This is a genomic window from Pseudomonas sp. NFX1 (assembly GCF_051123555.1).
GTDB lineage: Bacteria > Pseudomonadota > Gammaproteobacteria > Pseudomonadales > Pseudomonadaceae > Aquipseudomonas > Aquipseudomonas capeferrum.
Genome location: NZ_CP169366.1, coordinates 2,126,766 through 2,153,138 on the forward strand (window position 1 = coordinate 2,126,766; position 26,373 = coordinate 2,153,138).

Below are 26,373 nucleotides of genomic sequence, written 5' to 3' on the forward strand. Positions count from 1 at the left end.
CGCTCAGCGCTTGTAGGCTTGCAGGCCTGGCTTGATGCTTTTGTCGTCGAGGAACTGCTTCAGGCCTTGCGCGCGGCCGTGCTCCGGGTCACGCAACTGGGCCTGGTCCAGCTTGGCGTACAGGTAGTCCTCGTTCTGCTCCCAGGTCAACTCGCGGCAGCGCTTGAAGCCGTTTTTGGCAGCACGCAGCACAACCGGGTTCTTGTCGAGAAGGTCCTGGGCGAGCAGCACCACTTCATCGCGCAACTGCGCCAACGGCACGCTCTTGTTCACCAGCCCCATCTGCGCGGCTTTCTGCCCGTCGAAGGTCTTGCCGGTCATGATGTAGTACAGCGATTCACGGTGGCCCACGGTGTCGGCCATGGCCTTGCTGACCAGGTTGCCCGGTGGAATACCCCAGTTGATTTCAGACAGGCCGAAGGTGGCCTCGTCGGCGCAGATGGCCAGGTCGCAAGCGACCAGCGGGCTGAAGCCACCGCCGAAGCACCAGCCGTTGACCATGGCGATGGTGGGTTTGCTGTAGAAGCGCAGCAGCTTCCACTGCCATTCCGAGGCATCGCGGCGGATGCGCTCCTGAAGGATCTCGGGGCCTGCGTCCACCTCGCGGAAGTACTCCTTGAGGTCCATGCCGGCAGTCCAGGCGCTGCCCTCACCGGTCAACACCAGCACGCGTGCGTCGGCGTCCTGCTCGACGGTTTCCAGTACATCGCGCATTTCACGGTTGAGCGTTGGGCTCATGGCGTTGCGCTTTTCAGGACGGTTGAAGCTGACCCAGGCGATGCCTTGCTCGACGGTGACTTTCACGGTCTGCCAGCGGTTGTCGTATTGGCCCATCACACACCTCTTGTACTGATTGTTCGTTGTGGTTGGCCGAACATTAGCCCGGCCAAATAGTTAAGTCAATTAACCATTAATAAAATTATCTATTTAACTTCGAATGCGTCGTAGACCACGGCATTGCCCAGGCGCATGGCGCTGCCCACGCCCACCGTGCGGTTCAGCCAGGCGTATTGCGGGGCCGAGGTTTCAAAGCGCAGCGTGATGCGGAACTGGTACAGGCTGGGGTCGACGTCCTCGCCGGCGGCGACTTTCTTCATCACCTCGGGCGGGCCGAAGCGGTAGCCCTCGGTGCGCAGGTAGATCAACGCACCGTCATCGGCCTGCAGCAGGTAACGGGTGTCGATGATGGCCACCCCCTCAGGGGTGACCACTTGCCAGTCCGCGCCGTTGTTGAGGATGGTGCCCTTGAGCCGAGCGCCCTCGAAATGCCCACCCGTGATGGGGATGATGCGCCGTTTGCCCTGCCCGCTGGTGCTGCCCAGCTCCCAGATGGGTGCCACCAGGTCGACACTGAAGCGCGCCAGTGGCTCAAGCTTGAGCGGCGGCGGTTCATAGCTGGCCGCCTGGGCCAGTGCGGCGCAACCGCTCAACAGCATGACGGCAAGTGCTTTACCCAGGCTCATGGCGCAACACCTCCCGAGGCTGCAGCTTCGGCCTGCACTGCACCGCGCCCCAGCAGTGCCATCGCCGCCACGGCAGCCACCACCAGCCCCGGTGAGGCCGCCAGCAACAAACCGCCTACGCCTGCGCCGGCAGCGAGGATCTGCCCGGCCGCCAACGGCCCGGCCATCGACCCCAACCGGCCCACGGCCACCGACGCGCCCACCCCCGTGGCGCGCACGTGTGTCGGGTACAGCGTGGGGGCCAGCGCATACAGCACCAACTGGCCGCCGATGGCGCAATAACCTGCGGTAAAGCCCGCCAGCAAGAGCAAGCCGAAGCTGGCGGAGAGGCCCAGGCCCGCCAACGAGGCGAGCATGCCGGCATAGGCGATGCACACCGCACGCCCTGCGTGGCCACGGTCCATCATGCGCCCGGTGAGGAATGACCCCGCCGCGCCGCCCAGGTTGAACAGGATCTGCACCGCGCCGGCCTGCGGCCGCGTATAGCCCTGGCCAATCAACAGCGAAGGCAGCCAGTTGAGCAGCATGTACAGCACGGTCAAGGTAAAGAAGCACGCCAGCCACAGCAGCAGCGTGCGGCTCGCCCGGCCTGGGCCGAACAGTTGCGCTGCCAGCCCGTTCTGCGTGCCCGTGGTCGCGGCCTGGGCACGAAACGCCTGGGATTCAGGCAGCCAGGCCATCAGCACGAAGGCAATCGCGATCGGTGCGAAACCGCCGACATAGAACACCAGGCGCCAGCCCTCACCCAAGCCTGCCATGCCAATCACCGACGCGATGGCGCCGCCCAGGGGGACGCCGCAGTAAGTCAGGCTGACGGCCGTGCTGCGCAAGCGTTCGTGGGCCGCTTCACTGGCCATGGCGATGAGGATCGGCAATGCCGCCCCCAGCCCCAGCCCGGTCATCAGCCGGGCAACCAGCAGCGAGGCATAGTCCCAGGCATGTGCGGTGCCCAGGGAGAACAGCCCGAACAGCAACACGGCCATGATCAGGATGCGTTTGCGGCCCAGGCGGTCGGCCAGCCAGCCGCCAACGAAGGCGCCAGGCAACAGGCCGAGCAAGCCGGCACTGAACACCCACCCCAGCATCGCCGGGGTCAAGGCGAACTCCTTGGCCATGTGCGGCGCCGCAATACCGGTGGCTTGCAGATCGAGCCCTTCGAGCAGGGCGACGAGAAAGCACAAACCGATAGTCAGTACCGGTCGGTGCGAATGTGCGATTGAACCACTCATGTGCAGCCCTCTTGTTGTTATGCGTAAGGTAATCAGAGCCTGAAGGTGGCGCGCATGGACACGAACGAGGCGTCGTCGCCCCCGGCATCGCGAATGGCAGCGCCTATGTCGTAGTACTTCAGGTCCAGGTCGAGCGTCAGGTTAGGCGTTGGCAACCATCGGGTGTTGACCCGGTAGATGGTGCCCACGTGTCGGCCAGTGCCGCGGGTGTTGGCAAGTACGCTCATGCCAGGCATGTATACCCCGTCGCTGGTGTTCTGTTTCCACACTTCGAACACGCCGGGCTCGAAACGCAGGTTGCGCCAAGGTGAAAAACCGAAGGTCGGGCCAATGACGATAACGTTGCTCAAGGTGGTCAGGCTGGCTTCGCCGTACACGCCATTGCGCGGGTACAACGGGTCGAAGGTACCGACCTTGCCATCGCCCACCTCGCTGTCACCACTGGCGGCGTCCAGGCGCATGGCCAAGCGTGGGTTCCACGGGTGGCTGAAGGTGTACCCGGTGTCGCTGGACACCGCCCAGGCCCGAATATCGGCGTTGCCCAGGTGCCCGCGCTGGCCCGCCAGGTCCCAGCTCCAGTCGATGGCTTGGTAGCGGCCGAACACGCGAGTGCCGAAGGTGTAGCGTTTCTCGTCACCGGTTTCCCCCGCCAGGGTGCGGTCGTCGGTTTCCAGGCCGAAGGCGAACAGGTCGATGTTCCACGCCAGGGTCAGCGGCAGCGTGCCATACAGGCCATAGAACTTGACTGCATTGTTGCTGCCGTCATCCCAGCTGTCCTCGCCGGTTTCCACGGGCCGCACGGCAAAGGCATCGAGCTTGCGCCCGTCCTTGAGGTTGAGGCTGGCGCGCAGCCCATCGAAAGTCTGGCGGATGTTGGGCGAATCGCGGTAGGTCACGAACACCTGGTTGCCATAGGCCATTTCCTGGCGGCCGACGCGTGTGGTGTAGCGCCCACCGGTAAAGTCATGGTTCAGGTCGATAAAGGCCTGGCGCACTTCATTGCGGCTTTCGTCATTGGGCGAGTACAGGTCTTTGCCGAAGGCGCGGGTGTTCTCGACCTGCACGAAGGCGCGCAGCGCATCGTTGAACAGGTGCAGGTCGGCGTGCGCCTGCAGGCGCTGCATCAGGTAGGAATCGTCCTTGATGCCGCGCAAGCCGAAGAACGGTTTGTCCATTGCATCGGCGCGGTAGCGCGCCTCTGCGCCCAATTGCAGCCAAGCGCTGTCGGACAAGCGATGGTAGCGCAGGCCATCGAACGGATCGGTGGCTTTGCCCGGTGCATCCAGAAAGCGGTAGTCCTCGACCCAGCGCGGCGCGCCGGGACGCCCCGGCCGACTGTCCTCCAAGGGGCTGGCAGCCTGTGAAAGCGGAGCGATTGATAACAGCGCCAGGGACAGACATGCCCCCGTCAACGGCTTGGTCATCAGAATATCCTTTCTTGTTGTTGTGAAAATGGATAACTCTGTTAACGATTATTTTGATTAACGATGATGCCGTCAATAGGCGCCAGCGCATATCACCGCTGGGGCTGCGCGATCAGTGTTCGCTGATCGAACACTTTTGAAACCCCCGATTCAGGGCCGTTGCCATGCAAAGCCCGTAAAGAAGCGTTTCAGCCACGGGCGCCTGCGGTTTGCATTCCTTGACAAGATCATTAAATAAAAAAATCATGTGGTGCATTCCACCCACAATAATAAAGAGAACCCCATGACACCCTCGAAGCCCTTGCTTGCTTTCGGCCTGCTTCTGCTCGGCGCGAGCCAAGCGTTCGCCGCGCCAACCGTTAAACAACCCAACATTTTGCTGGTGGTCGCGGATGACCTGGGGTTTTCCGACCTGTCTGCGTTGGGCAGTGAAATCGCTACCCCTCACCTGGACAAGCTGCTGGCGGATGGGCGCCTGATGCTGGACTTTCACGCCGCACCCAGCTGCTCCCCCACCCGCGCCATGCTGATGTCCGGCAACGACCCGCACCTCTCCGGGGTTGGCATGATGGCCGAGTCGCGCGGGCGCCTGCCGGCGGGCAGCGAAGTGCAACCGGGGTATGAAGGTGTGCTGGGGGCCAACGTGGCCACGCTCGCCGAGTTGTTGCGCGATGCCGGCTACCGCACCTACATCGCCGGCAAATGGCACCTGGGCATGACCCCGGCGCAGCAGCCGCAGAACCGCGGTTTCGACCAGGCTTATGTACTGCTCGAAGGGGGCGCGGCGCACTTCAAGCAAACCAACATGGGCCTGCTGCCCAACTACAGCTGGACCTTCCGCCACAACGGCGAGCCGGTGGAGCTGCCTAACGATTTCTACTCGACCCGCTGGTTCACCGACCGCCTGATCGACGCCATCGACCAGGGCAAGGCCAGCCACAAGCCGTTCTTCGCCTTTGCCGCCTACACTGCACCGCACTGGCCGCTGCAGGCGCCCGACGCGTACCTGGCGCAATACCGCGGCCGCTATGACCAAGGCTATGAGCAGATTGCCCGCGAACGGCTTGAGCGCCAGCGCAAGGCGGGGTTGGTGCCCGCCGACTTCCCGCTGGAGCCGCAACTGGAAGGCGTGCCGGCCTGGGCGTCGCTGAGCCCTGAGCAGCAGCAGCAGTCAGCCCGCACCATGGAGGTTTACGCAGCCATGGTAGCGGCGCTGGACGCCGAGGTCGGACGCTTGGTGGAGCACCTGCGGGCCACGGGCGAACTCGACAATACCCTGGTGTTGTTCATGTCCGACAATGGCCCGGAAAACGCCAACCGTGTAGACCCGGCGTGGATCAAAAGCAACTTCGACAACCGTCTGGAAAACTACGGCCGGCCCGATTCGTTCCTGATGATCGGCTCGGCCTGGGCCCAGGTCAGCGCCCTGCCCAGCCGCCGCTACAAGATGACCACCTACCAGGGCGGTATTCGCGTACCGGCCTTCGTCCACTACCCGGCGACGATAAAACCTGGGCGCAGCGAAGAACTCGCCAGCGTCCGCGACATCATGCCGACCTTGCTGCAACTGGCCGGTGCGTCCTTGCCAGGCATCAAGTACCGCGACCGCGATATCGTGCCACCCCAAGGCACATCAGCTTTGGCTTACCTCGAAGGCAAGGACACCCAGATCCACCCCCGCGACGAGGCCCTGGGCTGGGAAATCAACGGGAATGCCTCCTTGCGCAAGGGCGACCTCAAGCTGTTGTTCGATACCACCGACGCAGCGCCGGCCTGGCGTTTGTTCGATTTGAGCAAGGACCCAGGCGAACGCCATGACCTGGCCCCGCAACAGCCCAAGCAAGTGGCCGAACTGCTGCGCGACTGGAAAAGCTACGCCCAGCGCAACAACATCGTGACCACGGCCGAGGGGCGGCCTGTTTCCCCCGCGTTGGTCCGCACGCCATGACACCCCGCAGGCTCGGAGGCGTGGCACTCGCCCTCGGCGTGCTTGCCGCCGCGTATGCCGCCTGGCCAGTGCCCCCTGCACCGGCGCTGCTGTGCAGCAGTTACAGCGGCGTACCAGAGCCCCACCAGGGGCCTTGGCGAGACGGTATGGTCCGCGTTGCCGGGGGCACGTTCAGCTTCGGCTCAGACCGCTTCTACAGCGAAGAAGGCCCGCCGCACCGGGCCAAGGTCTCGGCCTTCTGGGTCGACGTGCACCCGGTCACCAATGCCCAGTTCGCCCGCTTCGTGCAGGCCACCGGCTACGTGACCCAGGCCGAACAGGGCATCGACGCACAGGCCGCCCCCGACCTGCCAGACCCGCTGCGGGTGCCAGGCGCAATGGTGTTCAAGCAAGGCGCGCAGGTGTTGCGGCCCGGCTGGCAATTCGTTGCCGGGGCGAACTGGCGCCACCCCCTGGGGCCCGGCAGCCACTGGCGCGAGCGGGCCAACCACCCGGTGGTGCAGGTGACCCTGCGCGATGCCCAGGCCTACGCCCGCTGGGCCGGGCGCACACTGCCCAGCGAGGCGCAGCTGGAATACGCGATGCGCGGTGGCCTGCAGGATGCGGACTTCAGTTGGGGCACGGCCGAGCGCCCCAACGGCAACCCCATGGCCAACACCTGGCAGGGACAGTTCCCGTATCACAATCAAGCGCTCGACGGTTTCACCGGCACCTCCCCGGTGGGCTGCTTCGTGGCCAATGGCTTTGGCCTGTTCGACGCGGGCGGCAACGTCTGGGAGCTGACGCGCAGCGGCTATCGCCCCGGGCATGATGAGGCACGCGACGCCGCCCTCGACCCCTCGGGCCCGGCGCTGAGCGACAGCTACGACCCCGTACAACCCGGGACGCCGGTGGTGGTGATCAAAGGGGGTTCACACCTGTGCTCGGCGGATGCCTGCATGCGCTACCGGCCTTCGGCACGGCAGCCACAGACGGTGTACCTGGCGACGTCTCATGTGGGGTTTCGGACGGTGCGGGCAGCTGCGGGCGACTGAGGCTGCCCAGGGCGCTTGCCGCCTGTGCCAGCCGCTGGGTGGCACGGCGGATCTCGTCCACATCGAGCGAGGCGAAGCCCAGGCGCAAGGCGTTCTCGCGGTGGCCGAACGGTGAAAACTGGCCGCCGCCGCGTAGCACCAGGTCCAGCTGCAACGCTTTGGCCGCCAACTGATCGACATCGATCGCATCGTCGAACGTCACCCACAGTGCCAACCCGCCTTCCGGTGCCTGCACCGTTATCTGCTCGCCAAAAGCATCGCGCAGGCAATTCAACAAGGTCTCCCGACGCCGACGGTACTCACTGGACACCCGCCGCAGGTGCTTTTTCAGCTCGCCGTCATTGATCAGGTCCGCCAGCATCCGCTGCATGACCGCGTCCCCCTGCCCCAAGGTCAGCACCGCAGTACGCTCAAGCACCTCGATCACATTCGGCGGCGCCACGATAAAGCTGCAACGAAAGGTGCTGCCCAACGACTTGGACAACGAGCCGATGTAGATCACATGGCGCTGCGAGGGGTCGCTGGCCAGCGGCAAGTAGGGGCGCCCGGCAAAGTGATACTCGTGGTCGTAGTCTTCTTCGATCACGCAAAAATCATGCAGCCTGGCCAGCTCCAGCAATTGCTGCCTGCGTGCGGCATGCAGGCTGACCGTGGTCGGGAACTGGTGATGCGGGGTGAGGTACATCATGCGAACGTCGTGTGCACGGCACAACGCGTCGACCTGATCGACCCGGCAACCCTCCTCGTCCAGGTCGACGGTAACCAGCCGCGCCCCCAGCTGGCGGAATATCTCCCACGCCGGCGGGTAGCTCAGGCGCTCGACCAGCACCACATCACCCGGCTTGAGCAATGCGCTGGCCGTCAGGTACAGCGACATCTGCACGCCTTGGGTCAGGCAGATGTGTTCTGCCCCCACGTTCAGGCTGCGGTTATGGCGCAGCATGTCGGCCAATGCGCTGCGCAGGTATTGGCTGCTGCCCTCGCAGCCATGGCGCACGGTGTTGGTGGTGAAACTGGTGCGCAAGGCCTTGCGGTAATAGCGATGCAACACAGCCTGGGGCAGCAGGCGATGGTCACAGGCGCCGTTATCGAAAAACAGCGCGCCTGGCCGATGGTGCAGCGTCGTCACCTGCTCGCTGTGGGTGAAATACGCCACCGCAGGCGCGTCGTTCAGCGCCAGGGCGAAGGTCGGCGGCGCGCCGCGCGCAGGCAGCGTACCCGCCGCGAGCCGGGTACTGACGAAGGTGCCCCGGCGCTGCACGCTCTCCAGCCAGCCTTTGGTGACCGCCTCTTCGTAGGCGAGGATCACCGTCTTGCGATTGACGTCGAGCAGTTGCGCCATCTCCCGCGTGCCGGGCAACAGTGTGCCGGGGCGCAGGCGGCCCTCGACGATGGCGGTCACCAGGCCTTCGACGATCTTGCGGTACGAGGCCTGCGGCTGAGCCCCATCGAGCTTGAGCAGCGGCCGCCATTTGCGAAGCTGGACCATGTGAATTATCCAGAACTGGAGGTTCTTGTGGTCCTAGTCTAAACGCAACAATCAGGCCTCTCCAGCCCACCCTTGCGCCCTGAGGTCTGTATGCACGATCGCCATGTGATTGAACTCTCGCCCTCGGGCAAGCGCTTCGAAGCCGCCGAAGGCTTGCTGCTCGATGCAATGCTCGCCAGCGGCCTGTCCGTGCCCTTCTCGTGCCGCCGCGGCGCCTGTGGGTCGTGCAAGGTCAAGGTGGTGGCGGGCCAGTATCGGCCCAAACAACGCAGCGACGACACGCCCGCGCCCTGCTACCCCCTCGCCGCCAACGAGATGCTGCTGTGCCAGAGCCATGCCTGCAGCGACATGCGCCTGGAAATACCCGGCTGGTCAGTGGACACGCCGACCCTGCAGATCAGCGCCCATGTGCTGAGCAAACGCGCCCTCAGCGTGGACATCACCGAACTGGTGCTGCAGCCCACGCAGCCCCTCGAGGTACGCGCCGGCCAGTACCTGAGGTTTTGCCTGGCCAACGGCGACAGCCGCTGTTTCTCCATCGCCAACCTGCCAGCGCAGGACCAAGGGCGGTTGGTGTTTCATATTCGCACCCTCAGCGGCGGGCTGTTCACCGCAGGCACCCTGCCGTCCCTGCAGGTGGGCGACGCGCTGCAGCTCGAAGGGCCCGTGGGCGCCTGCACCTGGCAACACGAAGGTGAACGCCCCGTGGTGTTGTTCGCCACCGGCACCGGCTATGCCGGCATCAAGCCGTTGTTGCTGACGGCCCTGTCTGGCACTGCACAGGTCACGTTGTATTGGGGCGGTTCAGCGCTGGACGACTTCTATGACAGCGCGTTTCTCGACCAGGCCAGCCAGGCCCATCCACGGTTTCGCTGGCACCGGGTACTGTCGGCACAAGCCCGCGTGCAACAGGTTGCGTTGACGCATGCTCACCCGTGGGCCGACACCCAGGTCTATGCCTGCGGCAACCCTGCGATGATCAGCCAGGCCCGCGCGCTGTGCCTTGCAGCGGGCGTGCAGGCACACCGTTTTGTCGCCGAAGCGTTTGTGCCCAGCGGCGCATCGGTGCCGGAGGCCGCGATGCTCGACACACTGCACCCGGTGCTGGAAAAAGTCGGCCCGCGCTACTCGCTGGACGGCATGCTCGCCGCCCGCGAGCAGTCGGTACGGGCCCTGGCGGCCATCGTCAGCCAACTGAAAGTCGGCATGACCACCGCCGAGGCGTTGCACATGGCAGGCCAGACATTGCAGGCAATGGGCGCGTCGCACACCTGGCACCCGACCTATATCCGCTTTGGCGACGACACCATCCGCACACCGCGCCAGGGCATCGACCTGCAGCGCCGGCTGCGTGCCACCGACATCGCCGTGGTCGACCTCGGCCCGGTGTGGGATGGCTATGAAGGCGACTATGGCGACACCTTCGTGTTCGGCGAGCACCCGCTGCATCAGGCTTGCGTCACCGCGCTGCACGAGGTGTTCGAAGAGACGCGCCAAGCCTGGTGCGACGGGCTGACCGGCCGCGAACTGTACGACGTCGCCGAGCGCAGCGCCCTGGCCAAAGGCTGGCAGCTGGAGCGCAACCTGGCCGGGCACCGCATCGCCGACTTCCCCCATGCGCTGTTCGGCCAGGACAAACTGGCCGACCTGGACATCGTACCGAGCGAGATGGTCTGGGTACTGGAGATTCAGCTGTGTCACCCCACCGAGCCGGTCGGGGCGTTTTTCGAAGACATTCTGGTTGGGCAAGCCAGGCCGGCCAAACTTGTGGTGCTTCAGAAACACCAATGAAAATTACTTGCCCAGCGCCCGTGCCGCACGGGTGACTGAGGCAGGGATGTCCTTGGCTTTTTGAGGGGGAGTGTGGATGTCTGGAGATTGTATTGGGGGCCACCAGGTGCCTGGCTTGGCATTTTCAGCGCCTATCAGATCGAGCGCCGCCCGCGCGGCGCATCGCGACGCAAGGCCGCTCCTACATTTGTTTCGGGCCAGTTACGCCTGAAGTATTGGCGCGCGGCCCCTTGGCGCCCGCCTCGATTTTGCGCCGTACAAACAAGGGCTCGCGCGCGCTGGCACAGACATGACTGGCCCGAAACAAATGTAGGAGCGAGCATAGCTCGCGATGCGCCGCGCGGGCGGCGCTCGATATCCGCCCCACCTCCAAACCCAAGACCGGCACCTAGCCGCCATCCCCCTATCTCCCGACAAGCACATTTGATCGTGCTGCCAGGGCGCCCTACCCCTGGGCCGAGAACAACGCGAACAGCTGGCTGCGAAAGTGGATGCCTAGCCGGTCGAAGGCCCGGTTACGGTATGTCTTCACGGTACTTTCCTTGATGCCCAGGTCGGCGGCGATGCCGGCATGGGTCATGCCCTGTAGCAGGCGGGCACAGATGTTCAACTCTTGCGTGGTGAGCTCGGGGCAGCGCTGCAGCAACTGCTGCTGAGGGTTCTTGACCGGGTTCAGGCCGCTCAGCGCCAGGTGCCCGCGCAACAGCTGCAGCAGCGCCGGGCTGAGCGCTTCGCACATCTGCAATTCCTGGTCGTTGAAAAAACCCTGATCGTGGTGCCGGTAGAGGTTGAACTGCACCGGGCGCGCCTGTTCGTCCAGGTACACGCTGGACAACCGTTCGATCATGCCATTGCGCTGGTAGATCGCCTCGCGGTAGGGCCCATGGCGGATGTCCTGGGCCAGCAGGTGGCCGACCTGCCCGGGGGCCTCCTTCAACGGCTCGAACAAGGGGTCATAACGATGGTAGTGCTCGATGTACGCCTGGCCGCAGCGCAGCACCAGGCTGGCGTCAGGGTGGCGGGTGCCGGCCGCCAGCAGCTGCGGCCGCGCGCCGTCCATGCGCAATACGGAAAAATGCTCGCAGGCCGCCCATTGGCCCAGGCAGTCCAGCAACGCAGCGGGAAAGCCAGGCGTGCCCAACGTGCGGGTCAGGTCGCTGAAAGCGCGGATTTGCGCGGGCAAGGTCGATGCCTGTGGGGTGCTGAGACGAATCATGGCGGCACTCGGATATTTATTGTTATTGGCTCGGGCGAACAGCGCCCGATAAATAGTTAACCTATTAACTATCAGTCTGCCGCCAATCCACGACCTTGTCCACCTCACGGGTGACAGCCCTGGCAAACGCGCGTCCGTAAGCTGGCCCCGACAACGACAATGATCGGGAACACCCATGAACCAGCACCCACTGAACCTGCGCGTCACGCGCTACGCCGCAGAAGCCAAGGACGTGGCACTGATCGAGCTGCGTGCAGACGATGGCCGGGCACTGCCGCCCTTCAGCGCGGGTGCCCACCTGGAAATCCTCGTCGCAGGCGACCTGCCGCGCCACTACTCACTGCTCAACGCGCCCGATGAACGCGACCGCTACCTGATCGGCGTGGGCCTGGCGCCTGATAGCCGCGGCGGCTCGCGTTTCATGCATCAGCAACTGCGCCTGGGCGACACCCTTGCCTGCAGCCTGCCGCGCAACCACTTCGGGCTGGACGAGCACCTGCAACGCTATTGCCTGGTGGCGGGCGGCATCGGCATCACCCCGATACTGGCGATGCTGCGCTGGTGCCAGGCGCACGACAAGGACTGGCGGTTGGTGTACAGCGCCCGCAACCGGCAACGCGCCGCGTTCTACGAAACCCTGCGCGCACTGGACCCTGCCCGGGTGCAACTGCACTTCGACGACGAAGCAGGCGGCCGTCTGGATACCGCGCAACTGCTCGACACCCTGCGCGATGACGAGCACCTGTACGCCTGCGGGCCAGCGCCGATGCTCGACGCCTTGCAAGCCGCTGCCGGGCCACGCGCCGAACGCCTGCACATCGAACGCTTCAGCGCCGCACCGGCCAGCACCGAGGGCGACAGTGGCTTCACCGTGCACCTGAACCTCAGCGACCGCAGCATCTGGGTCGCCCCCCAGCAAAGCATCCTCGAAGCCCTCGAGGCCCACGGCATCGAGCTGCCGTTTTCGTGCCGAGCCGGCATCTGCGGCAGTTGCCAGACCCGCGTCTGCGCAGGCGTGCCAGACCACCGCGACTTGATCCTCTCGGATGCCGACAGGGCCGCAGGCCAGAGCCTGATGATCTGCGTCTCGCGTGCCCTGGGCGACAGCCTGGTGCTGGACCTCTGAACCGCCTCACCCTTTTTCAAGGAGCATCCCCATGTCACTGCCCACCAGCAACCTGATTGCGCATGCCCGCAAAGCCAGTGAACCGATGGCCAACCGCGAAACCCCGTTCATCTACAACGAGTGGTATGTCGCCGCCTTTGACGATGAAGTCGGCCGGCACTTGCTGGCCCGGCGCCTGCTCGACCGCCGCGTGGTGATGTACCGCACAGAGGCAGGCGAGCCGGTCGCCCTGGAAGACCGCTGCGCGCACCGCTCGTTCCCGCTCTCGCGCAGCCATCTGCAAGGCGACACTATCGTCTGTGGCTACCACGGCTTCCGCTACGACGCCGCCGGCGACCTGACCGAGGTGCCGTCACAGAAAAACTGCCCACGTGGTATTGGCGTACGCCGCTACCCGCTGGTGCGCCAAGGGCCGTTGCTGTGGATCTGGCTGGGCGAGGAAGCCCTCGCCGACGCGGCGCAGATCCCCCATCAGGCATGGATCGACGACCCGGCCTGGGCCTGCACCTCCGGGTATTTCCATCACCCGGGCAACTACGTCAGCCTGCATGAAAACCTCATGGACCTGACCCACCTGAGCTTCCTGCATGCCAACACCATCGGCACCCCGGACTACGCCAGCGCGCCCTACAAGCTGGACCTCAAGGAAGGCCATTACACCCTGATCCGCGAAGTGGTGCCTACCACCCTGTCGCCAGTGTGGGGCAAGACCACAGGGCTGGAAGGCTGCGCCAGCGCGGCACGCATCGCCACGTCGGAGTTTCTTTCGCCGGGGCTGCACCGGGTCAGCGTGACCTTCTACGACAGCGCCCAGCCGCTGGAGCAGCGCCAGCAGTTCCACATCCGCACCGCGCATATCCTGACCCCGGAAACCGCCAACAGCCTGCACTACTTCATCGTCCATGGGCGCGACTTCGCCCAGCACGACGAAGCCCTGGGCGAGTACATGCACGAGCAGCTGTTCGCCGCCTTCAACGAAGACGTGGAAGGCCTCGGTGCACTGGAGGCCGCGCTCGACGACCGCGACGACCATCACTACGAAATATCCGTGGCCAGCGACGCCCCTGCCGTCGCCACCCGCCTCTACCTGAAGAAACGCGCCGATGCCGAGCGCCAGCACGACAGCCGCAAGGTGGGCTGAAGGCAGCGCTGGCCGCCGTCCATAACAACAATAAAAGGGACATCACATGTTCAAGCCTGAACCGGCTATCACCTGCCTGCGCCTGGCGCTGGTGGCAGCGCTGGCCTTGCCACTGCCCGCCCGCGCCGACTTCATCGGCGACAGCCAGGGCAGCCTGGAGCTGCGCAACTTCTACCAGAACCGCGATTATCGCCAGCACGGGGCCCAGGCTTCCCAGGTCGGCAACTGGTCGCAAGCCTTCATGCTGCGAATGCAATCGGGCTTCACCGAAGGGCCGGTCGGCGTTGGCCTGGACTACCTGGGCCTGCTGGGGGTCAAGCTCGACTCGGGGCGCGGCCGCAGCGGCGACGGCACGCTGCCCTTCGGTTCGCAGTCAGGCCGGCCGGTGGACGACTTCAGCCACATGGGCGTCACCGGCAAGCTGCGGGTGTCGAAGACCCGCCTCGATGTCGGCATCCTCACCCCGACGCTGCCCGTGGTCTTTCGCGATGACATGCGCCTGATGCCCCAGACGTTCGATGGCGCGTTGCTGCAATCGCAGGACGTCGAGCGGCTGACCCTGACCGCCGGGCAGCTCTGGCGCTCGCGCACCCGTGAGTCGTCGGGCAGCGACCGCATGTACCTGGCCGGGCGCAGCGCCGAGTTCGACAGCGGCGCCTTCGATGTACTGGGCGCCAGCTATGACGTTGGCCACGGTTTGATCGCCAGTGCCTTTCGCGGCGAGCTGCATGACGTGTACCGGCAAGACTTCTACGGCCTGGTGCACACGCTGCCATTAGGGCCGGGGTTGTCGCTGCTCACCGACCTGCGTTACTTCGACAGCACCAGCGCCGGCACTGCCAAGGCCGGCAGCGTCGACAACCGCAACTTCAATATGATGAGCACCCTCAGCGTCGGCGCGCACAAGGTCGGCGTGGGTTACCAGCGCATGTACGGCAAGGATGCCTTCCCTACCCTGAACGGCTACACCCCGCCCTACACCGCCAACCTGGTCACGATCGGCACCTTCACCAGCGCCGGCGAAGTGTCGTGGCAAGCCCGCTATGACTACAACTTCGTCGCCCTCGGGCTACCCGGGCTGAGCTTCATGACCCGCTACGTGCGCGGCGACGATATCCGCACCCGCGCGGCCGACGGCCATGAGTGGGAACGCGACACTGACATCGCCTACGTCATCCAGGCCGGCTACTTCCAAGGGCTGGGCGTGCGTTGGCGCAACGCGGCCTATCGCTCCAGCTACGCCAGCGACATGGACGAGAACCGGCTGATCCTCAGCTACACCCTGAAACTCTGGTGACCCCCTTGCACCTGCCCTTCGAGGTAACCCCATGAGCCAGACCTTCGAGTCTCTGCAACACGCGCAGAGCACTGCCAATACCCACCGCCAGATCAGTTGGCGGATCATGCCGCTGCTGCTGATCAGCTACGTTTTCGCCCACCTGGACCGCATCAACATCGGCTTCGCCAAGCTGCAGATGAGCAACGACCTGCAGTTCTCCGACACCGTCTACGGCCTGGGTGCCGGGCTGTTCTTCGTCGCCTACGCGATGTTCGGCGTGCCGGCCAACCTGGTGCTCGACAAGCTCGGCCCACGGCGCTGGATCGCCCTGATGATGGTGACCTGGGGGTTGCTCTCCAGCGCCATGCTGCTGATTGAAAGCGCCCACGGCTTCTATGCCCTGCGCTTCGGCCTCGGGGTGGCCGAGGCCGGTTTCTTCCCGGGCATTCTGGTCTACCTCTACCGCTGGTTCCCGGCCGGGCGCCGGGCCTCGATCACCGCTCTGTTCACCCTGGCAGTCCCCATGGCCGGCGTGGTCGGCGGCCCGGTATCGGGCTGGATCCTCGAACACCTGCAAGACACCGCCGGGCTGCGCGGGTGGCAGTGGATGTTTCTGATCGAAGGCCTGCCGGTCGTGGCCTTGGGCCTGGTGATACTGGCGCGGCTGGACGACCGCATCGAAGACGCACGCTGGCTCAGCGACGAACAGAAGCACGCCCTGCGCCAGACGCTGGCCCGTGAAGAAGCACGCAAACAGATCAGTTCCTGGCGCGGGATCTTTGCCAATGGCCAGGTCTGGCTGCTGGTGGCGATCTATTTCGCGGTCATGCTGGCGGTCAACACCCTGGCGTTCTGGATGCCGACCCTGATCCACGGCGCGGGCGTTGCCCACGACAGCCAGATCGGCCTGCTCAGTGCACTGCCCTATCTGGCCGGGTGTTTCTTCATGATTGCCGTGGGGCGCTCTTCCGACCACCACAAAGAGCGGCGCTGGCACCTGTGCGTGCCGATTCTGATGTGCGCGCTGGGGTTGACCCTGACCGGCCTGCAGCCGCAGTCACCGCTGTGGGTGATGACGGGCCTGGCCATTGCCGGCATGGGTGCCAGCAGTGCGTTGCCGATGTTCTGGCAATTGCCTCCGGCCTACCTGGCCGGGCCGATACTGGCGCCGGGGTTGGCCCTGATCAGCTCGCTGGGCAGCGTGGCGGCGTTTGTCGCGCCTTACCTGATCGGCTGGATGCGCGACAACACTCAAAGCGCCAGCCTGGCGCTCTACTTGTTGTCGTTGGTGATCGCCTTGGGCGCCTTGCTGGTGCTGCGCACCTCGGCTGCCGTGGTCAACCCACGCTGAGGCAAGGTACGCAGGCAGGCGTGGCTGGGCCACGCCTGCTTCAAGCAACGATCATGTCAGGGACGAACCGCCGTGACTTCGATCTCGACGCGCCAGGCTGGGTGTGCCAAGCCTGCAATCTGGAACGCCGAGCGGGCAGGCAGTACTGGCTGCTTGGCCGCTGGCCCGAAGAATTGGGTGTAGCCGGCCATGAAGCCGTCGAAGTCCATCTTGCCGCCGTTCTCCGGCCCGCCTACCAGGAATACCTGCATCTTCACCACATCCTTGAGGCCCAGACCGAGGTCTTTGAGCTGCTTCTGGATGTTTTCAAGCACATTGATGGTCTGCGCTTTGGTATCACCGAAGGATTCCAGCGAATCCTTGGCGGCGTCGGGGTGGATGACCGACGGAACGGAGCCGCTCAGGTAAACGACTGTCTTGCCAGCAGGCACTTCCACAGCGGCCGAAATGGGGAAACTGCCTGCGCTATGGCGCACAACATCCTGTGCATGAACGCTCCCGGCACCGGCGATCGTCAGGGCCAATGCAGCAACGGTCTTGAAAGCGACCTTCATGTGTTTCTCCTAAATGATTACCAAGGGTGATGCGCACGCATCGATGACGCGTGCACGGGTCATTCCATTGTCGTAGCAGGTTTAGAATCGATACAAGCTAAACGGCTCTGGATCAAGCACTGGCGCCTTGCCCAGCAGCAGGTCAACCGTCAACTCGGAGGACACCGGGCTCTCCGTCATGCCCCAGCCGGTCGCGGTGTTGATGACCAGGCCTGGGTACTCTTTGACCGTCGAAATGATGGGGTTCTCATCCGGGGCGATGGCCATGGCGCCGCTCCACTGATCGATCAGCTTCGAGTCGTTGAAGGCAGGGAATTCGACCTTGAGTTTGGCCAGGGATGCATCGAGCTCTGGAATATCAGGGGCCGCGGTCATCAGCCTGTTCTTCTCGAACGGCGACACCTCATCCAGCCTCCAGCTGGTTGGCTGAGTGAACGAGTCGATCAGCTGCTTGTTCAGCGAGATGTGTACCGGGAAGTCGGGGATGGCCAGCAGTGGCAGGTACTTGTAACCATACATGAACGACTCTTTGACCACCGGAGCAACGACAACGCGCGGCGAGGTGGCGTAGGTGCCGTCAGCCTGCTCGCGGAAGTAGATATTCCCCGGCAATGCAACGTTGCCACCCGGTGCCCGGGGCGCAGCGCTGATGATTTGCTGGGACTGGTAGGCGGGCAAGGTTGGCACGTCGACGCCCAGGTTCTGCATGAACAAGCGGGACCAGGCACCGCCCGCGACGATCACGCGAGACGCGCGAATGGCGCCCTTCTCGGTCACCACATCAGAGATGGCACCTGCCTGGGTTTCCAGGCCCCTTGCCGCGCAGTGGGTGTAGATACGCACACCCATTTTCTTGGCGTACTCGGCCATGACGTACGACGCGCGCTCGGCGTCCAGGCTACCGGAGTCTTCCTCGAAGCCTGCGACCTTCCAGCTGGAGGCTGAACCGCGCAGCCGTTGATCGAGCTCATTGCCTTGAATGATGCGCGTCTTGAAGGGGATGTCCGAGCCGACTTCGCGGGTTTTCAGATCGATCCACTTTCTGACGCCTTCCAGGTCTTCTTCATCGAAAGGCACTTCGACCCGGCCTTGAGTGCGATAGCTGGTATCCGCACCTACTTTGGCGTTCATTTCACGCCAGCGTTGCTTGGCCAGGTGGTGCAACTGGAACGTCGCATCAGGCATCTTGTAGGTCATGACCTGACCATAGAAACGGCACGACTGCTCGCCGGCAATCTCACCCTTTTCGACGACAACGACGGAGAGGCCACGCTCGATGAGGTTGATCGCGGTCATGAGCCCCAGAATGCCAGCGCCAACGACGACCACGTCTGCTTGCTTGGGCAGCGTGCCCTCGGTGCCCTGTACAAAACCGAAGCGCGGTTTGCCCGGGATCAACCGACCTTCGCGGGTCAGCATGGGCGTCAGAATACCCGCACCCGCCGCAGCGGCCACGACGCCGCCGCCAATCAAAAACTTACGCCTTGTCATTCCCATGACACTTTCCTTTCCAAGCATTCGGTGTGGGTTGCATCAGCCCAGGCAATGGGCCATAGGCTGGCCGACAGCCCCCGTGGCCAACTTTGTGGCCATCGCGTCAGGCTGACGGTTCAAATTGAGGGCGGGCATTCTGGTGATGCTGGGCAGACGGTGGAATCGCTGAGGACAAATAATTAGTTCAGGGATTTCGTAACTATCGTGCAGGGGACATATAAAGTTGATATAGCGACACAGTGCACTAACAAGAGGGGGCTTAGTTGGGAAAAGTAACTGGATGGTTCAAAGAGCGAGGTGTTTCTTCGTGCGGCTGAGCATCCGTGAACCGGGCTGGCTGCAGCTTCTTTGAACTATTCCACTGGCCCCGCGCCCTAACCTGTGCAGCAAGCCCATTGCCACTTAACTGGAAGGTTCGAGTATTTATGAAAAGCGAACAGATTGAAGGTGTTGCAGAGAAGGTAGCAGGCAAGGCACAGAGCGCGGTTGGCCGGCTGTTCGACGATCCCGCCCTGGAGGCAGAGGGGGATGGGCGTCAGGTCGCGGGGCAACTCACCAAAAGCTACGGTGACGCGGTGGATAGCGTTTCCAACTTTGTAAGAGAGAAGCCGATTGCAGCGTTGGCGATTGGCGCGGCTGTCACGCTGGTTTTGAGCCGCCTGCTCCGACGCTGATCGTTTTACCGGTGCTATTTGCTTGTCGGGAGATAGGGTGAGGGCGGCTAGGTGCCCTTACCCTATCTCCCGATGTACATTCTTTCCCTCAAAATGCCGATACACTAACGGCTCTGTAAAACCCTACAGAACATGCGCCTAAAGCATCTTCGGGCCTGTTCGCTATTGCCCCCTGCACGGTCACCCAAGGAAGAACGGGATGCTGCAACACCATGTTCAACACCACCACCCCATTAAACTATCCCTCATCGCCTTATTAGGGGTTTTCTCATTTACGCAAACCCCGCACACCCTCGCGGACATGACCAACGGCAAAAACCTCTACAAACAACGATGTGCCGTGTGCCACGGCGCCGATATCAAGGGCACCGGGCCGCTGGCCAATAAAAGCAACCCGCCAACCCCCGACCTTACAAGCGCTGCCTTCAAAAAGCGGCTGAGCAATTATCCAGGCGTTATCGTCGCGTCGGTGATACTTCGCCCCAATGGCAACTTGATCCCAAAGACGCTCCAGCAGAACGGTGTAAAAATACCGCCGCACGCCTGGAGCGTTAACGATTTCCGCGACCTGAACCAATACATGACCGGTGTGATTTCAAGAACCCCCTGATCCTGAAATGACTGGCAGGCGCTCAGCGCCGCACTGATAGCTGGCACCCTCGAGGCTGGCTTCAAACGCTTCAAGCCCCGCGTACACCTGCTGCAACCCACTGATCTGCGCCATCACTTCAAACTTCTTGTCGGCAATGGCCTTGCCCACCAGCGCCCACGGCAACGCTTGCCCACGGTGCCCCTGGAGGATCGCCTGCATTTCCTTGAGTTTGAAGCCCAACTGCTGCGCGCATTTGATGAGCGTCAGCAGCTCAACGCTTTGCTGATTGTAAACGCGGTACTTTCCCTGACGCTCGGGCGGCGGCAGCAGGCCAATCGCTTCATAGTGGCGGATGGTCTTGACCGTGGTGCCCGACAGCTGGGCGGCTTTGCCGATGTACATGAACGTCCTTTTTCGTTCGGGTGCGCCACATCTTCACATAGCGCTGCCGGATCGGGAACCACCCGGGCCCGGTCATCGGCTGGCGATACTGTTGGCCTTCGCGAGCCAAGCTTCGCGTTGCAGGGGGCTGGAGCCGAGCAGCGGCCCGAACGTCAGGGTCTTCAACGGTTTTATGCCGCAGAACTGCAACGTCGTCTTGCGTACCTGATGAAGGCCAGGCATGCGGTAAACCCATCTGTAGTACCACGGGGGGGTATCCATCGTTACCAGCAGATGCGCCGTTCGCCCTTTCAGGCGTTGCTCGGGGAAGGCTTTGCCTGCGCGGTACTGGAAAGCAAAACCGGGCAGGAACACCCGGTCGAAAAAACCTTTCATCAAAGCGGGAATGCCGCCCCACCAAATCGGGTAGATGAAGGCCAGGTGCTCAGCCCAGGTGATGTCTGCCTGGGCCTTGAGCAGGTCGGGTTCCAGCGGCTGAACCTGCCTGTAGCCTTCGCGCAGCACCGGGTCGAAGTTCAAGGCACCGAGGCGTAGCACCCGTACATCATGCCCGGCACTGCTGGCTGCCTCGACGTAACGCGCGGCCAGTGCAGCGCAGAAACTATCGCCAGAAGGGTGGCCCAGTACCACCAGTACGCGCTTACTCATCATGACCACATCCTGAACGTGAAGCCTTCAGGGTAAAGGCTGCCCGTAACAGGAGAGTCAAGGCCAGCCAGGCCGTTACTGCGCATCCAGGTGGTTGATGCACACCACCTTGGGCTGGGTCATGTCTTCATAGGCAAAGCGCACCCCTTCGCGGCCAAGGCTGCCGTACTTGAAGCCGCCAAACGGCATGGCGTCGAAGCGGTAATCGGACGAGTCGTTGATCATCACGCCCCCCGCCTCGATCCGCCGCGCCAGCTTCAGCGCCGTCGACAGGTCCCGGGTAAACACCCCCGCATGCAGGCTGTATTCCGGCGCATTGGCCAGGGCAACGGCCTCATCCAGGGTGTCGAACGGCTCAAGGATCACCACCGGCGCGAACACTTCCTGTAGCCAGATACGGCTGCTGTGGCTGACCTGCTCCAGCACAGTGGGCGCGTACAGGGCGCCTTGCCGGCGATGGCCACAAAGCAGCGTTGCACCCTGCCCCAGCGCCTCGTCCACCCACTGCTCGGTGCGACGGGCCGCCTGTTCGGTGACCATGGGGCCGACATCCGTTTCCAGGTTCGCCGGGTCACCCAGCTGCAACGCCTTGGACTGCGCCACGAACTGTTCGCGGAATGCCGCGTACACCGCGCGCTGCACGAGAATCCGTTGCGTGCCGATGCAGTTCTGCCCCGCCGCCCAGAAGGCACCCGAGACACAGGACTCCACTGTCGGCCCCAGGTCGCAGTCCGCCAGCACCAGCACAGGCGCATTGCCGCCCAGGTCCATGGCGAGTTTTTTCAACCCTGCGCTGCGGGCGATCGATTCGCCGGTGGCAAAGCCACCGGTGAAGGAAACCATGCGCACCTCGCGCAGTTCGACCAGCGCCTTGCCCAGTTCGACACCGCCGGTAGCGGTGGTCACCACGTTTTCGCCCAACCCGGCCTGTACCAGGCAATCGACCAGTTTCAACGCCGACAGCGGCGCCAGTTCGGACGGCTTGAGGATCACCGCATTGCCACCGGCAATCGCCGGGCCCAGCTTGTGCGCCACCAGGTTCAGCGGGTCGTTGTAGGGCGTGATCGCCACAATCAGCCCCAGCGGTTCGCGGCTGAACCAGCCCTGGCGGGCCTCGGAGCCTTCATAGGCTTCGAACGGCACCACTTCGCCGGCATTGCGCCGCGCCTCCTCGGCCGACAGCTTCAGCGTGTTGACACAGCGCTTTACCTCCTTCTGGGCCTGACGCAGGGTTTTACCGGCTTCGGCCACGATCAGCTCGGCGAACGCGGCGGCATCGGCCTCCACCAACCGCGCCGCCTCTTCCAGAATGCGCGCGCGACGGTGCCGGGGCATTGCTGCACTTTCAAGGCACCCCGCCCGTGCACGCGCCAGCAAGGCGGGCACTGCACTGGCGTCCAGGCAGGGCACACGCCCCACCAGGCGGCCGTCAAAGGGGCTGAACACGTCTATGTGGCTTGGCGCTACAGCGTGAACACTGGCCATGCGAGATACGCTCATAAAGGCTCCGTTACTGACGGTGGGTGGTGTGCAGGGCAATGACGTCGGAGAGCAAGGCGTAGGCCGTCTCGATGCGCCCTGCGCCCGGCCCGGACACGGTGACAGCGCCCAGCAGCCCGGTGTCGAACGACACCGCATTAATTGCGCCGCTGATGCCGGCAAGCGGATGCTCAAGTGTCAGCAAGCGGGCTTCGACACTCGCAGACACCGCACCGTCAGCCGCCTTGCTGGCAGCACCGATCAGCTTCCAGCACTGGCCTGTGGCCTGCGCCTTGACGATGTCCGACGCGCTGATGCCGCTGATGCCCGAGCACGTCACATCGCTGACGCTCAAGCGTGCATCCAGCAACTCATTGGCCAGGATCACCACCTTCAGGCGCACGTCATAGCCTTCGACGTCGGCCGTCGGGTCGGCTTCGGCATACCCCAGCTGCTGCGCCTGGGCCACCGCATCGGCGAACGACAAGCCGTCTTTCATGCGGGTCAGGACATAGTTGGAGGTACCGTTGAGAATGCCCTCGAAACCTTGTATCTGCGCACCCGCCAGGGCCTGCTTGGCCAGGCGAATCACCGGCGTGCCGCTCATCACCGCGCCTTCGTATTCGAACGCAACGTTGTGCCGCTGGGCCAGCGCCTTGAGCTCGGCACCGTGCAAGGCGATCGGCCCTTTGTTGGTGGTCACCACATGGATGCCGCTCTCCAGCGCCCAGCGGCAGAAGGTGGCGGCCGGCTCACCATCGACCGGGTTGGTGAAGGTGGCCTCGGCGATGATGTCGGCGCCGGACTGCTTGATGACGGTTTCGTTGAACGCCTCGGCGGTGCCGCCTGGCAGCTGTGCAAACGCGCCCTTTTCGGCTGGCAAGGCCGCCAGCGCGGCTGCGTCCAGGCCATTGCGGTCGACCAGCGAGCCGAGGAACAGGTCGGTGACGCCGACGATTTTCAGGCTGAAGCCGAGAGTGGCCTGCCAGCTGTCGTTGCTCGTTGCAATCAGCTGGGCCAGGCCTCTGTTGACACCGCCAAAACCTACCAGGGCAATTTTGTATTCAGTCACGAAGGCGTTCCTTTTTTGCTGTTGTTTGATGGGCTCAGCGTACGAGGAGGCGGCGGGCAGTTGAATTGGCCAAAACGCCGTATTTATTGGGCGATCTGCACAGGCTCGCAGGCCCGCGAATGGGGCCACGCGGTAGCTGCCACCGGCTTTGCCGGTGTTCGCGGGGCAAGCCCGCGCCCACAGGGTCGCTGCGTAATCAATGAGATAAATTTTGTTCGGGGGGATAGAAGCGGGGTTAAAAGACGGCGGAGAGGACGAAGGAGGTGACGGTGTTTTCAACACCCTTGATGCCGGCGATTTCTTTCCACACGGCGTGGACCCGCTCCGGGGTAGCGGCAGCAACCCTGAGCATCAGGTCAAACTCGCCGCTGAGCACTTCGCACTGCACCACCTCGGGGATGCTCCGCAAGGTGGCCAGCACGTCGTCACCGCGCATGCGGTCGTAGCGATAGACGAAAATCACCGCACTGATCAACGACGATGGCCGGCGGGCGTCCCCCAGCCTAACCGTATAGCCCTGTATCGCACCGTCGCGCTCAAGCCGTTCGATACGCTGGCGCACCGCATTGCGCGACAGGTTCACCTTGGCCCCGAGCTCGGCGTGGGCGATGCGTGCGTTGGCGGTCAATTCGGCCAGGATGCGCTCGTCCAGCGGGTCGAGAATACGCTTCATGCGGGCCTCGACTGCGCCACCAGCAAGGCCTTGCACAAGCCATCCAGGTCACCCCGATGCAACGCCGGTGGGCCCTTTTGCACCGGTGGCAGGCAGGCCAGCTCACCCTCCCAGACACCCAGCTGCGCCAGCAGCGCGGCAGACTTGCTTGGCGCGATCTGGCCCAGGGTCACCATCGGCGCACCCAGGCTGCGCCGATGCATGCGGCCCGCCAGGGCGCCGACGGCCGTGTGAGGGTCGACCAACGTTGCCGCTTGCTCGCGCAGCGTGATGACTTCGCGGCGTACTTCGGCTTCGTCCACCGCATAGGAGTCGAACAACACCCGCGCCTCAAGCCATTGCGCATTGCCGATGCTCAATTCACCACAGGCCTCGAAATGCTCCATCAGCGCTGCGACACGGCTGCCGCTGCGCCCATACAACTCCCAGATGAAGCGCTCCAGGTTCGAATACAACGAGAAGTCCATGGCCGGTGACGACGTGCGCTGGCTGGCATGGGGGGCGTAGCGGTTGCGATGAATGAAACGGTGAAGGGCATCGTTGCTGTTGGTCGAAACGATCACTTGGTTGATCGGCAACCCCATTTTCTGCGCAATGAAGCCGGCGTAGATTTCCGCGAAGCTTGCCGCCGGTACGCTGAATGCAACCGGCCGGGTGCCGCCACCCAATTGCAGGGCCGCGTGGAAGTAGAACACGATCTGCGCCAGCACCCCTACCCAGTTGGTCGAGTTGAAACACACCGGTATCAAACCCTCCAGCGGCCAGGCACGAAACAGCCGCGCCACCAAGGTCTGACAGTCGTCGAAACTGCCCTCCACCGGCAGCAGCTGAACACTGGCGGGGTCCGCCGCCTGCAAGGCGACCAGGCGGTCTGCCGGGATCTCGCCCTGCGGGTAGAGAATGGCCAGGCGCACATTGGGCCTGGACGCAAAGGCCTCGATCGCGGCAATGCCGGTATCACCATTGGTGGCCCCGACCACCAGTGCCTCGCCGCCGGAGTGCGCCAGAAAGTGGCTGACCAGCCGTGCCTGGAGCTGCGCGGCGAAGTCCTTCGAGGTGCGTGTGGGGCCATGGAACAACTGCAGGATCCATTCGTTATGGCCAATCTGCTGCAAGGGTGTGATCGCGCGGTGGCTGAAGGCCTGGTAGCTGTCGCTGAGCAGCACGCGCAAGCACGGGTCATCGATGGCATCGCCAACAAAGGGCGCGATGACCCGCCAGACCAGCTCATCGAAGGGCAGCCAGGACCAGCTGGCAATCGCCTCGGGGCTGATTACCGGCAAGTACGCCGGCACATACAGCCCGCCATCGGCGGCAGGCCCCGACAGCACGACTTCACGGAAGTCCGCTCGCACATCAGCGTTGCGGGTACTGACGTAATGCATGAAAACTCCCCAGAGTTACTAAGGCCGGTGCGCGTGTGCCACCAGCCAGGATGAAAACAGCGCAGCATCGGGCGGCAGTGGCCGCCCTTGCTCGCGTACCAGGTAAAACGATTCGCTCGCTTCGATGCGCTGGCTGAAGGGTGCGACCAGCTGGCCGTCCCTGAGCAGGTCCTCGACCACGGACGATCGCGCCAGCGCCACCCCCTGCCCCAGTTCGGCCATGCGAATGGTGGACACCAGCGTGTCGAACTGCAGCCCCCGCGAGTAATCGACATCGTCCGCGCCAACCCGCTTGAGCCAGTAGCCCCAGCCCTCCTCGTAGCCCAGCACATGCAGCAGCGGGTGGTGCCTGAGGTCGCGCGGCTGGCGAATGGGCGAGCGCGCCATCAGCGCCGGCGAACAGACCGGCACCAGCACGTCCCAGGTCAAGCGTTGGGCATGCAGCCCGGGCCATTCGCCGTTGCCCCAGCGCACCTCCAGGTCGTCCTCGCCATCCGGCGCCTTGACCCACAGGTTGCTGATGTAGCGGATGTCGATGTGCGGGTGCTGGCGGCTGAAGTCAGGCAGCCGCGGGGCCAGCCAGTACTGCAGGAACGACAAGCTGCCGCGCACCTTCACCGGCCCGCGCTGGTGCTGGCCGAAGATCTCGTTGGTGCCCACCGCCAGGCGGCTGATCGCATCCTGCACCACCGGCAGGTAGGACTGCCCCTCTTCGGTCAGGCCCAGGCCCCTGGGCAGGCGCTTGAACAAGGCCACGCCCAGGTGGTGTTCGAGTTGCCGAATCTGCTGGCTCACCGCCCCCTGGGTGAGGTGCAGCTCCTCGGCTGCGTGAGTAAAGTTCAAGGCGCGTGCCGACACTTCGAAAGACCGCAGCCAGTTGAGCGGCGGCAGGGTTTTTTGCTTCATCGA

Annotated in this window: 23 protein-coding genes and 1 pseudogene; 9 read left to right on the forward strand and 15 right to left on the reverse strand. The window is 63.9% G+C overall.

Annotated features, from left to right (window positions below; all coding sequences use genetic code 11):
• Window positions 1–3: 3 nt before the first annotated feature.
• The 4 genes from DJ563_RS09260 to DJ563_RS09275 form a co-directional block, all read right to left on the reverse strand.
• Window positions 4–834, reverse strand: coding sequence for a p-hydroxycinnamoyl CoA hydratase/lyase (locus tag DJ563_RS09260; protein WP_033698578.1), 831 nt, complete (start codon window positions 832–834; stop codon window positions 4–6).
• 89 nt (window positions 835–923) lie between these two features.
• Window positions 924–1,463 carry a DUF3237 domain-containing protein gene (locus DJ563_RS09265; RefSeq protein WP_434519341.1) on the reverse strand — a complete coding sequence of 180 codons (540 nt, stop codon included), beginning with the start codon at window positions 1,461–1,463 and terminating at the stop codon, window positions 924–926.
• Entirely contained in the window at window positions 1,460–2,692 is a 1,233-nt protein-coding gene (mhpT, locus tag DJ563_RS09270) for a 3-(3-hydroxy-phenyl)propionate transporter MhpT (protein ID WP_274097744.1), read from the reverse strand. Before mhpT ends, DJ563_RS09265 begins: the two co-directional genes overlap by 4 nt.
• Window positions 2,693–2,724: 32 nt before the next feature.
• Window positions 2,725–4,116, reverse strand: a complete 1,392-nt coding sequence (locus tag DJ563_RS09275; protein WP_434519342.1) for an alginate export family protein — start codon at window positions 4,114–4,116, stop codon at window positions 2,725–2,727.
• Between the two features lie 283 nt (window positions 4,117–4,399).
• Here DJ563_RS09275 and DJ563_RS09280 point away from each other — a divergent pair, with 283 nt between their 5' ends.
• Window positions 4,400–6,064, forward strand: coding sequence for an arylsulfatase (locus DJ563_RS09280; RefSeq protein ID WP_274100402.1), 1,665 nt, complete (start codon window positions 4,400–4,402; stop codon window positions 6,062–6,064).
• A 20-nt stretch (window positions 6,065–6,084) separates the two neighbouring features.
• Complete coding sequence (locus DJ563_RS09285; RefSeq protein WP_434519343.1) at window positions 6,085–7,098, forward strand: formylglycine-generating enzyme family protein; 1,014 nt, start codon at window positions 6,085–6,087, stop codon at window positions 7,096–7,098.
• Window positions 7,099–7,102: 4 nt separating this feature from the next.
• On the opposite strand, the pseudogene DJ563_RS09290 reads toward DJ563_RS09285, so the two are convergent.
• Window positions 7,103–8,587: pseudogene (locus DJ563_RS09290) on the reverse strand (PLP-dependent aminotransferase family protein); the annotation flags it as partial.
• A gap of 90 nt (window positions 8,588–8,677) precedes the next feature.
• Between DJ563_RS09290 and DJ563_RS09295 the strand changes: the two are divergent.
• On the forward strand, window positions 8,678–10,378 hold the full coding sequence (locus DJ563_RS09295; protein WP_434519344.1) for a M24 family metallopeptidase: 1,701 nt from the start codon (window positions 8,678–8,680) through the stop codon (window positions 10,376–10,378).
• Window positions 10,379–10,823: 445 nt separating this feature from the next.
• Here the strand turns inward: DJ563_RS09295 and DJ563_RS09300 are convergent, their stop codons facing one another.
• Window positions 10,824–11,594, reverse strand: coding sequence for a helix-turn-helix domain-containing protein (locus DJ563_RS09300; protein ID WP_274097853.1), 771 nt, complete (start codon window positions 11,592–11,594; stop codon window positions 10,824–10,826).
• A 175-nt stretch (window positions 11,595–11,769) separates the two neighbouring features.
• On the opposite strand from DJ563_RS09300, the gene DJ563_RS09305 reads away from it, so the two are divergent.
• From DJ563_RS09305 to DJ563_RS09320, 4 genes are all read left to right on the forward strand, one after another.
• Window positions 11,770–12,720, forward strand: a complete 951-nt coding sequence (locus tag DJ563_RS09305) for a PDR/VanB family oxidoreductase (protein ID WP_274097852.1) — start codon at window positions 11,770–11,772, stop codon at window positions 12,718–12,720.
• Between the two features lie 31 nt (window positions 12,721–12,751).
• Window positions 12,752–13,861: an aromatic ring-hydroxylating dioxygenase subunit alpha gene (locus DJ563_RS09310; RefSeq protein ID WP_258713788.1), complete on the forward strand. Its 1,110-nt coding sequence runs from the start codon at window positions 12,752–12,754 to the stop codon at window positions 13,859–13,861.
• Between the two features lie 46 nt (window positions 13,862–13,907).
• Window positions 13,908–15,158 carry an OprD family porin gene (locus DJ563_RS09315; protein WP_434519345.1) on the forward strand — a complete coding sequence of 417 codons (1,251 nt, stop codon included), beginning with the start codon at window positions 13,908–13,910 and terminating at the stop codon, window positions 15,156–15,158.
• A gap of 106 nt (window positions 15,159–15,264) precedes the next feature.
• Window positions 15,265–16,491: an MFS transporter gene (locus DJ563_RS09320; RefSeq protein WP_434519710.1), complete on the forward strand. Its 1,227-nt coding sequence runs from the start codon at window positions 15,265–15,267 to the stop codon at window positions 16,489–16,491.
• A gap of 56 nt (window positions 16,492–16,547) precedes the next feature.
• Here the strand turns inward: DJ563_RS09320 and DJ563_RS09325 are convergent, their stop codons facing one another.
• Window positions 16,548–17,045, reverse strand: coding sequence for a RidA family protein (locus DJ563_RS09325; RefSeq protein WP_033698594.1), 498 nt, complete (start codon window positions 17,043–17,045; stop codon window positions 16,548–16,550).
• A gap of 81 nt (window positions 17,046–17,126) precedes the next feature.
• Complete coding sequence (locus DJ563_RS09330) at window positions 17,127–18,542, reverse strand: NAD(P)/FAD-dependent oxidoreductase (protein WP_434519346.1); 1,416 nt, start codon at window positions 18,540–18,542, stop codon at window positions 17,127–17,129.
• Window positions 18,543–18,964: 422 nt separating this feature from the next.
• On the opposite strand from DJ563_RS09330, the gene DJ563_RS09335 reads away from it, so the two are divergent.
• Both DJ563_RS09335 and DJ563_RS09340 read left to right on the forward strand, forming a co-directional pair.
• Window positions 18,965–19,213, forward strand: coding sequence for a CsbD family protein (locus tag DJ563_RS09335; RefSeq protein WP_186660980.1), 249 nt, complete (start codon window positions 18,965–18,967; stop codon window positions 19,211–19,213).
• A gap of 199 nt (window positions 19,214–19,412) precedes the next feature.
• The gene (locus DJ563_RS09340; protein WP_434519347.1) at window positions 19,413–19,823 is read left to right on the forward strand and encodes a c-type cytochrome; all 411 of its coding nucleotides are present in this window, start codon (window positions 19,413–19,415) and stop codon (window positions 19,821–19,823) included.
• On the opposite strand, the gene DJ563_RS09345 is transcribed toward DJ563_RS09340, so the two are convergent.
• The 7 genes from DJ563_RS09345 to DJ563_RS09375 all read right to left on the reverse strand — a co-directional run bounded on the left by DJ563_RS09345 (window position 19,809) and on the right by DJ563_RS09375 (window position 26,370).
• A complete protein-coding gene (locus DJ563_RS09345) occupies window positions 19,809–20,207 on the reverse strand; it encodes a MerR family transcriptional regulator (protein ID WP_274097848.1) in 399 nt (132 codons plus the stop codon). The two genes, DJ563_RS09340 and DJ563_RS09345, sit on opposite strands and share 15 nt — an antisense overlap.
• A 72-nt stretch (window positions 20,208–20,279) precedes the next feature.
• Window positions 20,280–20,858, reverse strand: a complete 579-nt coding sequence (locus DJ563_RS09350) for an NAD(P)H-dependent oxidoreductase (RefSeq protein ID WP_274097847.1) — start codon at window positions 20,856–20,858, stop codon at window positions 20,280–20,282.
• A gap of 72 nt (window positions 20,859–20,930) precedes the next feature.
• A complete protein-coding gene (locus tag DJ563_RS09355; protein WP_434519348.1) occupies window positions 20,931–22,355 on the reverse strand; it encodes an aldehyde dehydrogenase family protein in 1,425 nt (474 codons plus the stop codon).
• Between the two features lie 10 nt (window positions 22,356–22,365).
• Window positions 22,366–23,406, reverse strand: coding sequence for a homoserine dehydrogenase (locus tag DJ563_RS09360; protein ID WP_274097845.1), 1,041 nt, complete (start codon window positions 23,404–23,406; stop codon window positions 22,366–22,368).
• A gap of 235 nt (window positions 23,407–23,641) precedes the next feature.
• Window positions 23,642–24,079, reverse strand: coding sequence for an Lrp/AsnC family transcriptional regulator (locus tag DJ563_RS09365; protein WP_033700137.1), 438 nt, complete (start codon window positions 24,077–24,079; stop codon window positions 23,642–23,644).
• Complete coding sequence (gene thrC, locus DJ563_RS09370) at window positions 24,076–25,464, reverse strand: threonine synthase (RefSeq protein ID WP_274097844.1); 1,389 nt, start codon at window positions 25,462–25,464, stop codon at window positions 24,076–24,078. Before thrC ends, DJ563_RS09365 begins: the two co-directional genes overlap by 4 nt.
• Window positions 25,465–25,482: 18 nt before the next feature.
• Complete coding sequence (locus DJ563_RS09375; protein ID WP_047583405.1) at window positions 25,483–26,370, reverse strand: LysR substrate-binding domain-containing protein; 888 nt, start codon at window positions 26,368–26,370, stop codon at window positions 25,483–25,485.
• Window positions 26,371–26,373 lie beyond the last annotated feature (3 nt).

Excerpts from the sequence above, each read along its gene's own strand:
- DJ563_RS09260 (WP_033698578.1), bottom strand. The coding sequence starts at position 834 with ATGGGCCAATACGACAACCGCTGGCAGACCGTGAAAGTCACCGTCGAG.
- DJ563_RS09265 (WP_434519341.1), bottom strand. The coding sequence starts at position 1,463 with ATGAGCCTGGGTAAAGCACTTGCCGTCATGCTGTTGAGCGGTTGCGCC.
- mhpT (WP_274097744.1), bottom strand. The coding sequence starts at position 2,692 with ATGAGTGGTTCAATCGCACATTCGCACCGACCGGTACTGACTATCGGT.
- DJ563_RS09275 (WP_434519342.1), bottom strand. The coding sequence starts at position 4,116 with ATGACCAAGCCGTTGACGGGGGCATGTCTGTCCCTGGCGCTGTTATCA.
- DJ563_RS09280 (WP_274100402.1), top strand. The coding sequence starts at position 4,400 with ATGACACCCTCGAAGCCCTTGCTTGCTTTCGGCCTGCTTCTGCTCGGC.
- DJ563_RS09295 (WP_434519344.1), top strand. The coding sequence starts at position 8,678 with ATGCACGATCGCCATGTGATTGAACTCTCGCCCTCGGGCAAGCGCTTC.
- DJ563_RS09300 (WP_274097853.1), bottom strand. The coding sequence starts at position 11,594 with ATGATTCGTCTCAGCACCCCACAGGCATCGACCTTGCCCGCGCAAATC.
- DJ563_RS09305 (WP_274097852.1), top strand. The coding sequence starts at position 11,770 with ATGAACCAGCACCCACTGAACCTGCGCGTCACGCGCTACGCCGCAGAA.
- DJ563_RS09310 (WP_258713788.1), top strand. The coding sequence starts at position 12,752 with ATGTCACTGCCCACCAGCAACCTGATTGCGCATGCCCGCAAAGCCAGT.
- DJ563_RS09315 (WP_434519345.1), top strand. The coding sequence starts at position 13,908 with ATGTTCAAGCCTGAACCGGCTATCACCTGCCTGCGCCTGGCGCTGGTG.
- DJ563_RS09320 (WP_434519710.1), top strand. The coding sequence starts at position 15,265 with ATGCCGCTGCTGCTGATCAGCTACGTTTTCGCCCACCTGGACCGCATC.
- DJ563_RS09325 (WP_033698594.1), bottom strand. The coding sequence starts at position 17,045 with ATGAAGGTCGCTTTCAAGACCGTTGCTGCATTGGCCCTGACGATCGCC.
- DJ563_RS09330 (WP_434519346.1), bottom strand. The coding sequence starts at position 18,542 with ATGGGAATGACAAGGCGTAAGTTTTTGATTGGCGGCGGCGTCGTGGCC.
- DJ563_RS09335 (WP_186660980.1), top strand. The coding sequence starts at position 18,965 with ATGAAAAGCGAACAGATTGAAGGTGTTGCAGAGAAGGTAGCAGGCAAG.
- DJ563_RS09340 (WP_434519347.1), top strand. The coding sequence starts at position 19,413 with ATGCTGCAACACCATGTTCAACACCACCACCCCATTAAACTATCCCTC.
- DJ563_RS09345 (WP_274097848.1), bottom strand. The coding sequence starts at position 20,207 with ATGTACATCGGCAAAGCCGCCCAGCTGTCGGGCACCACGGTCAAGACC.
- DJ563_RS09350 (WP_274097847.1), bottom strand. The coding sequence starts at position 20,858 with ATGATGAGTAAGCGCGTACTGGTGGTACTGGGCCACCCTTCTGGCGAT.
- DJ563_RS09355 (WP_434519348.1), bottom strand. The coding sequence starts at position 22,355 with ATGAGCGTATCTCGCATGGCCAGTGTTCACGCTGTAGCGCCAAGCCAC.
- DJ563_RS09365 (WP_033700137.1), bottom strand. The coding sequence starts at position 24,079 with ATGAAGCGTATTCTCGACCCGCTGGACGAGCGCATCCTGGCCGAATTG.
- thrC (WP_274097844.1), bottom strand. The coding sequence starts at position 25,464 with ATGCATTACGTCAGTACCCGCAACGCTGATGTGCGAGCGGACTTCCGT.
- DJ563_RS09375 (WP_047583405.1), bottom strand. The coding sequence starts at position 26,370 with ATGAAGCAAAAAACCCTGCCGCCGCTCAACTGGCTGCGGTCTTTCGAA.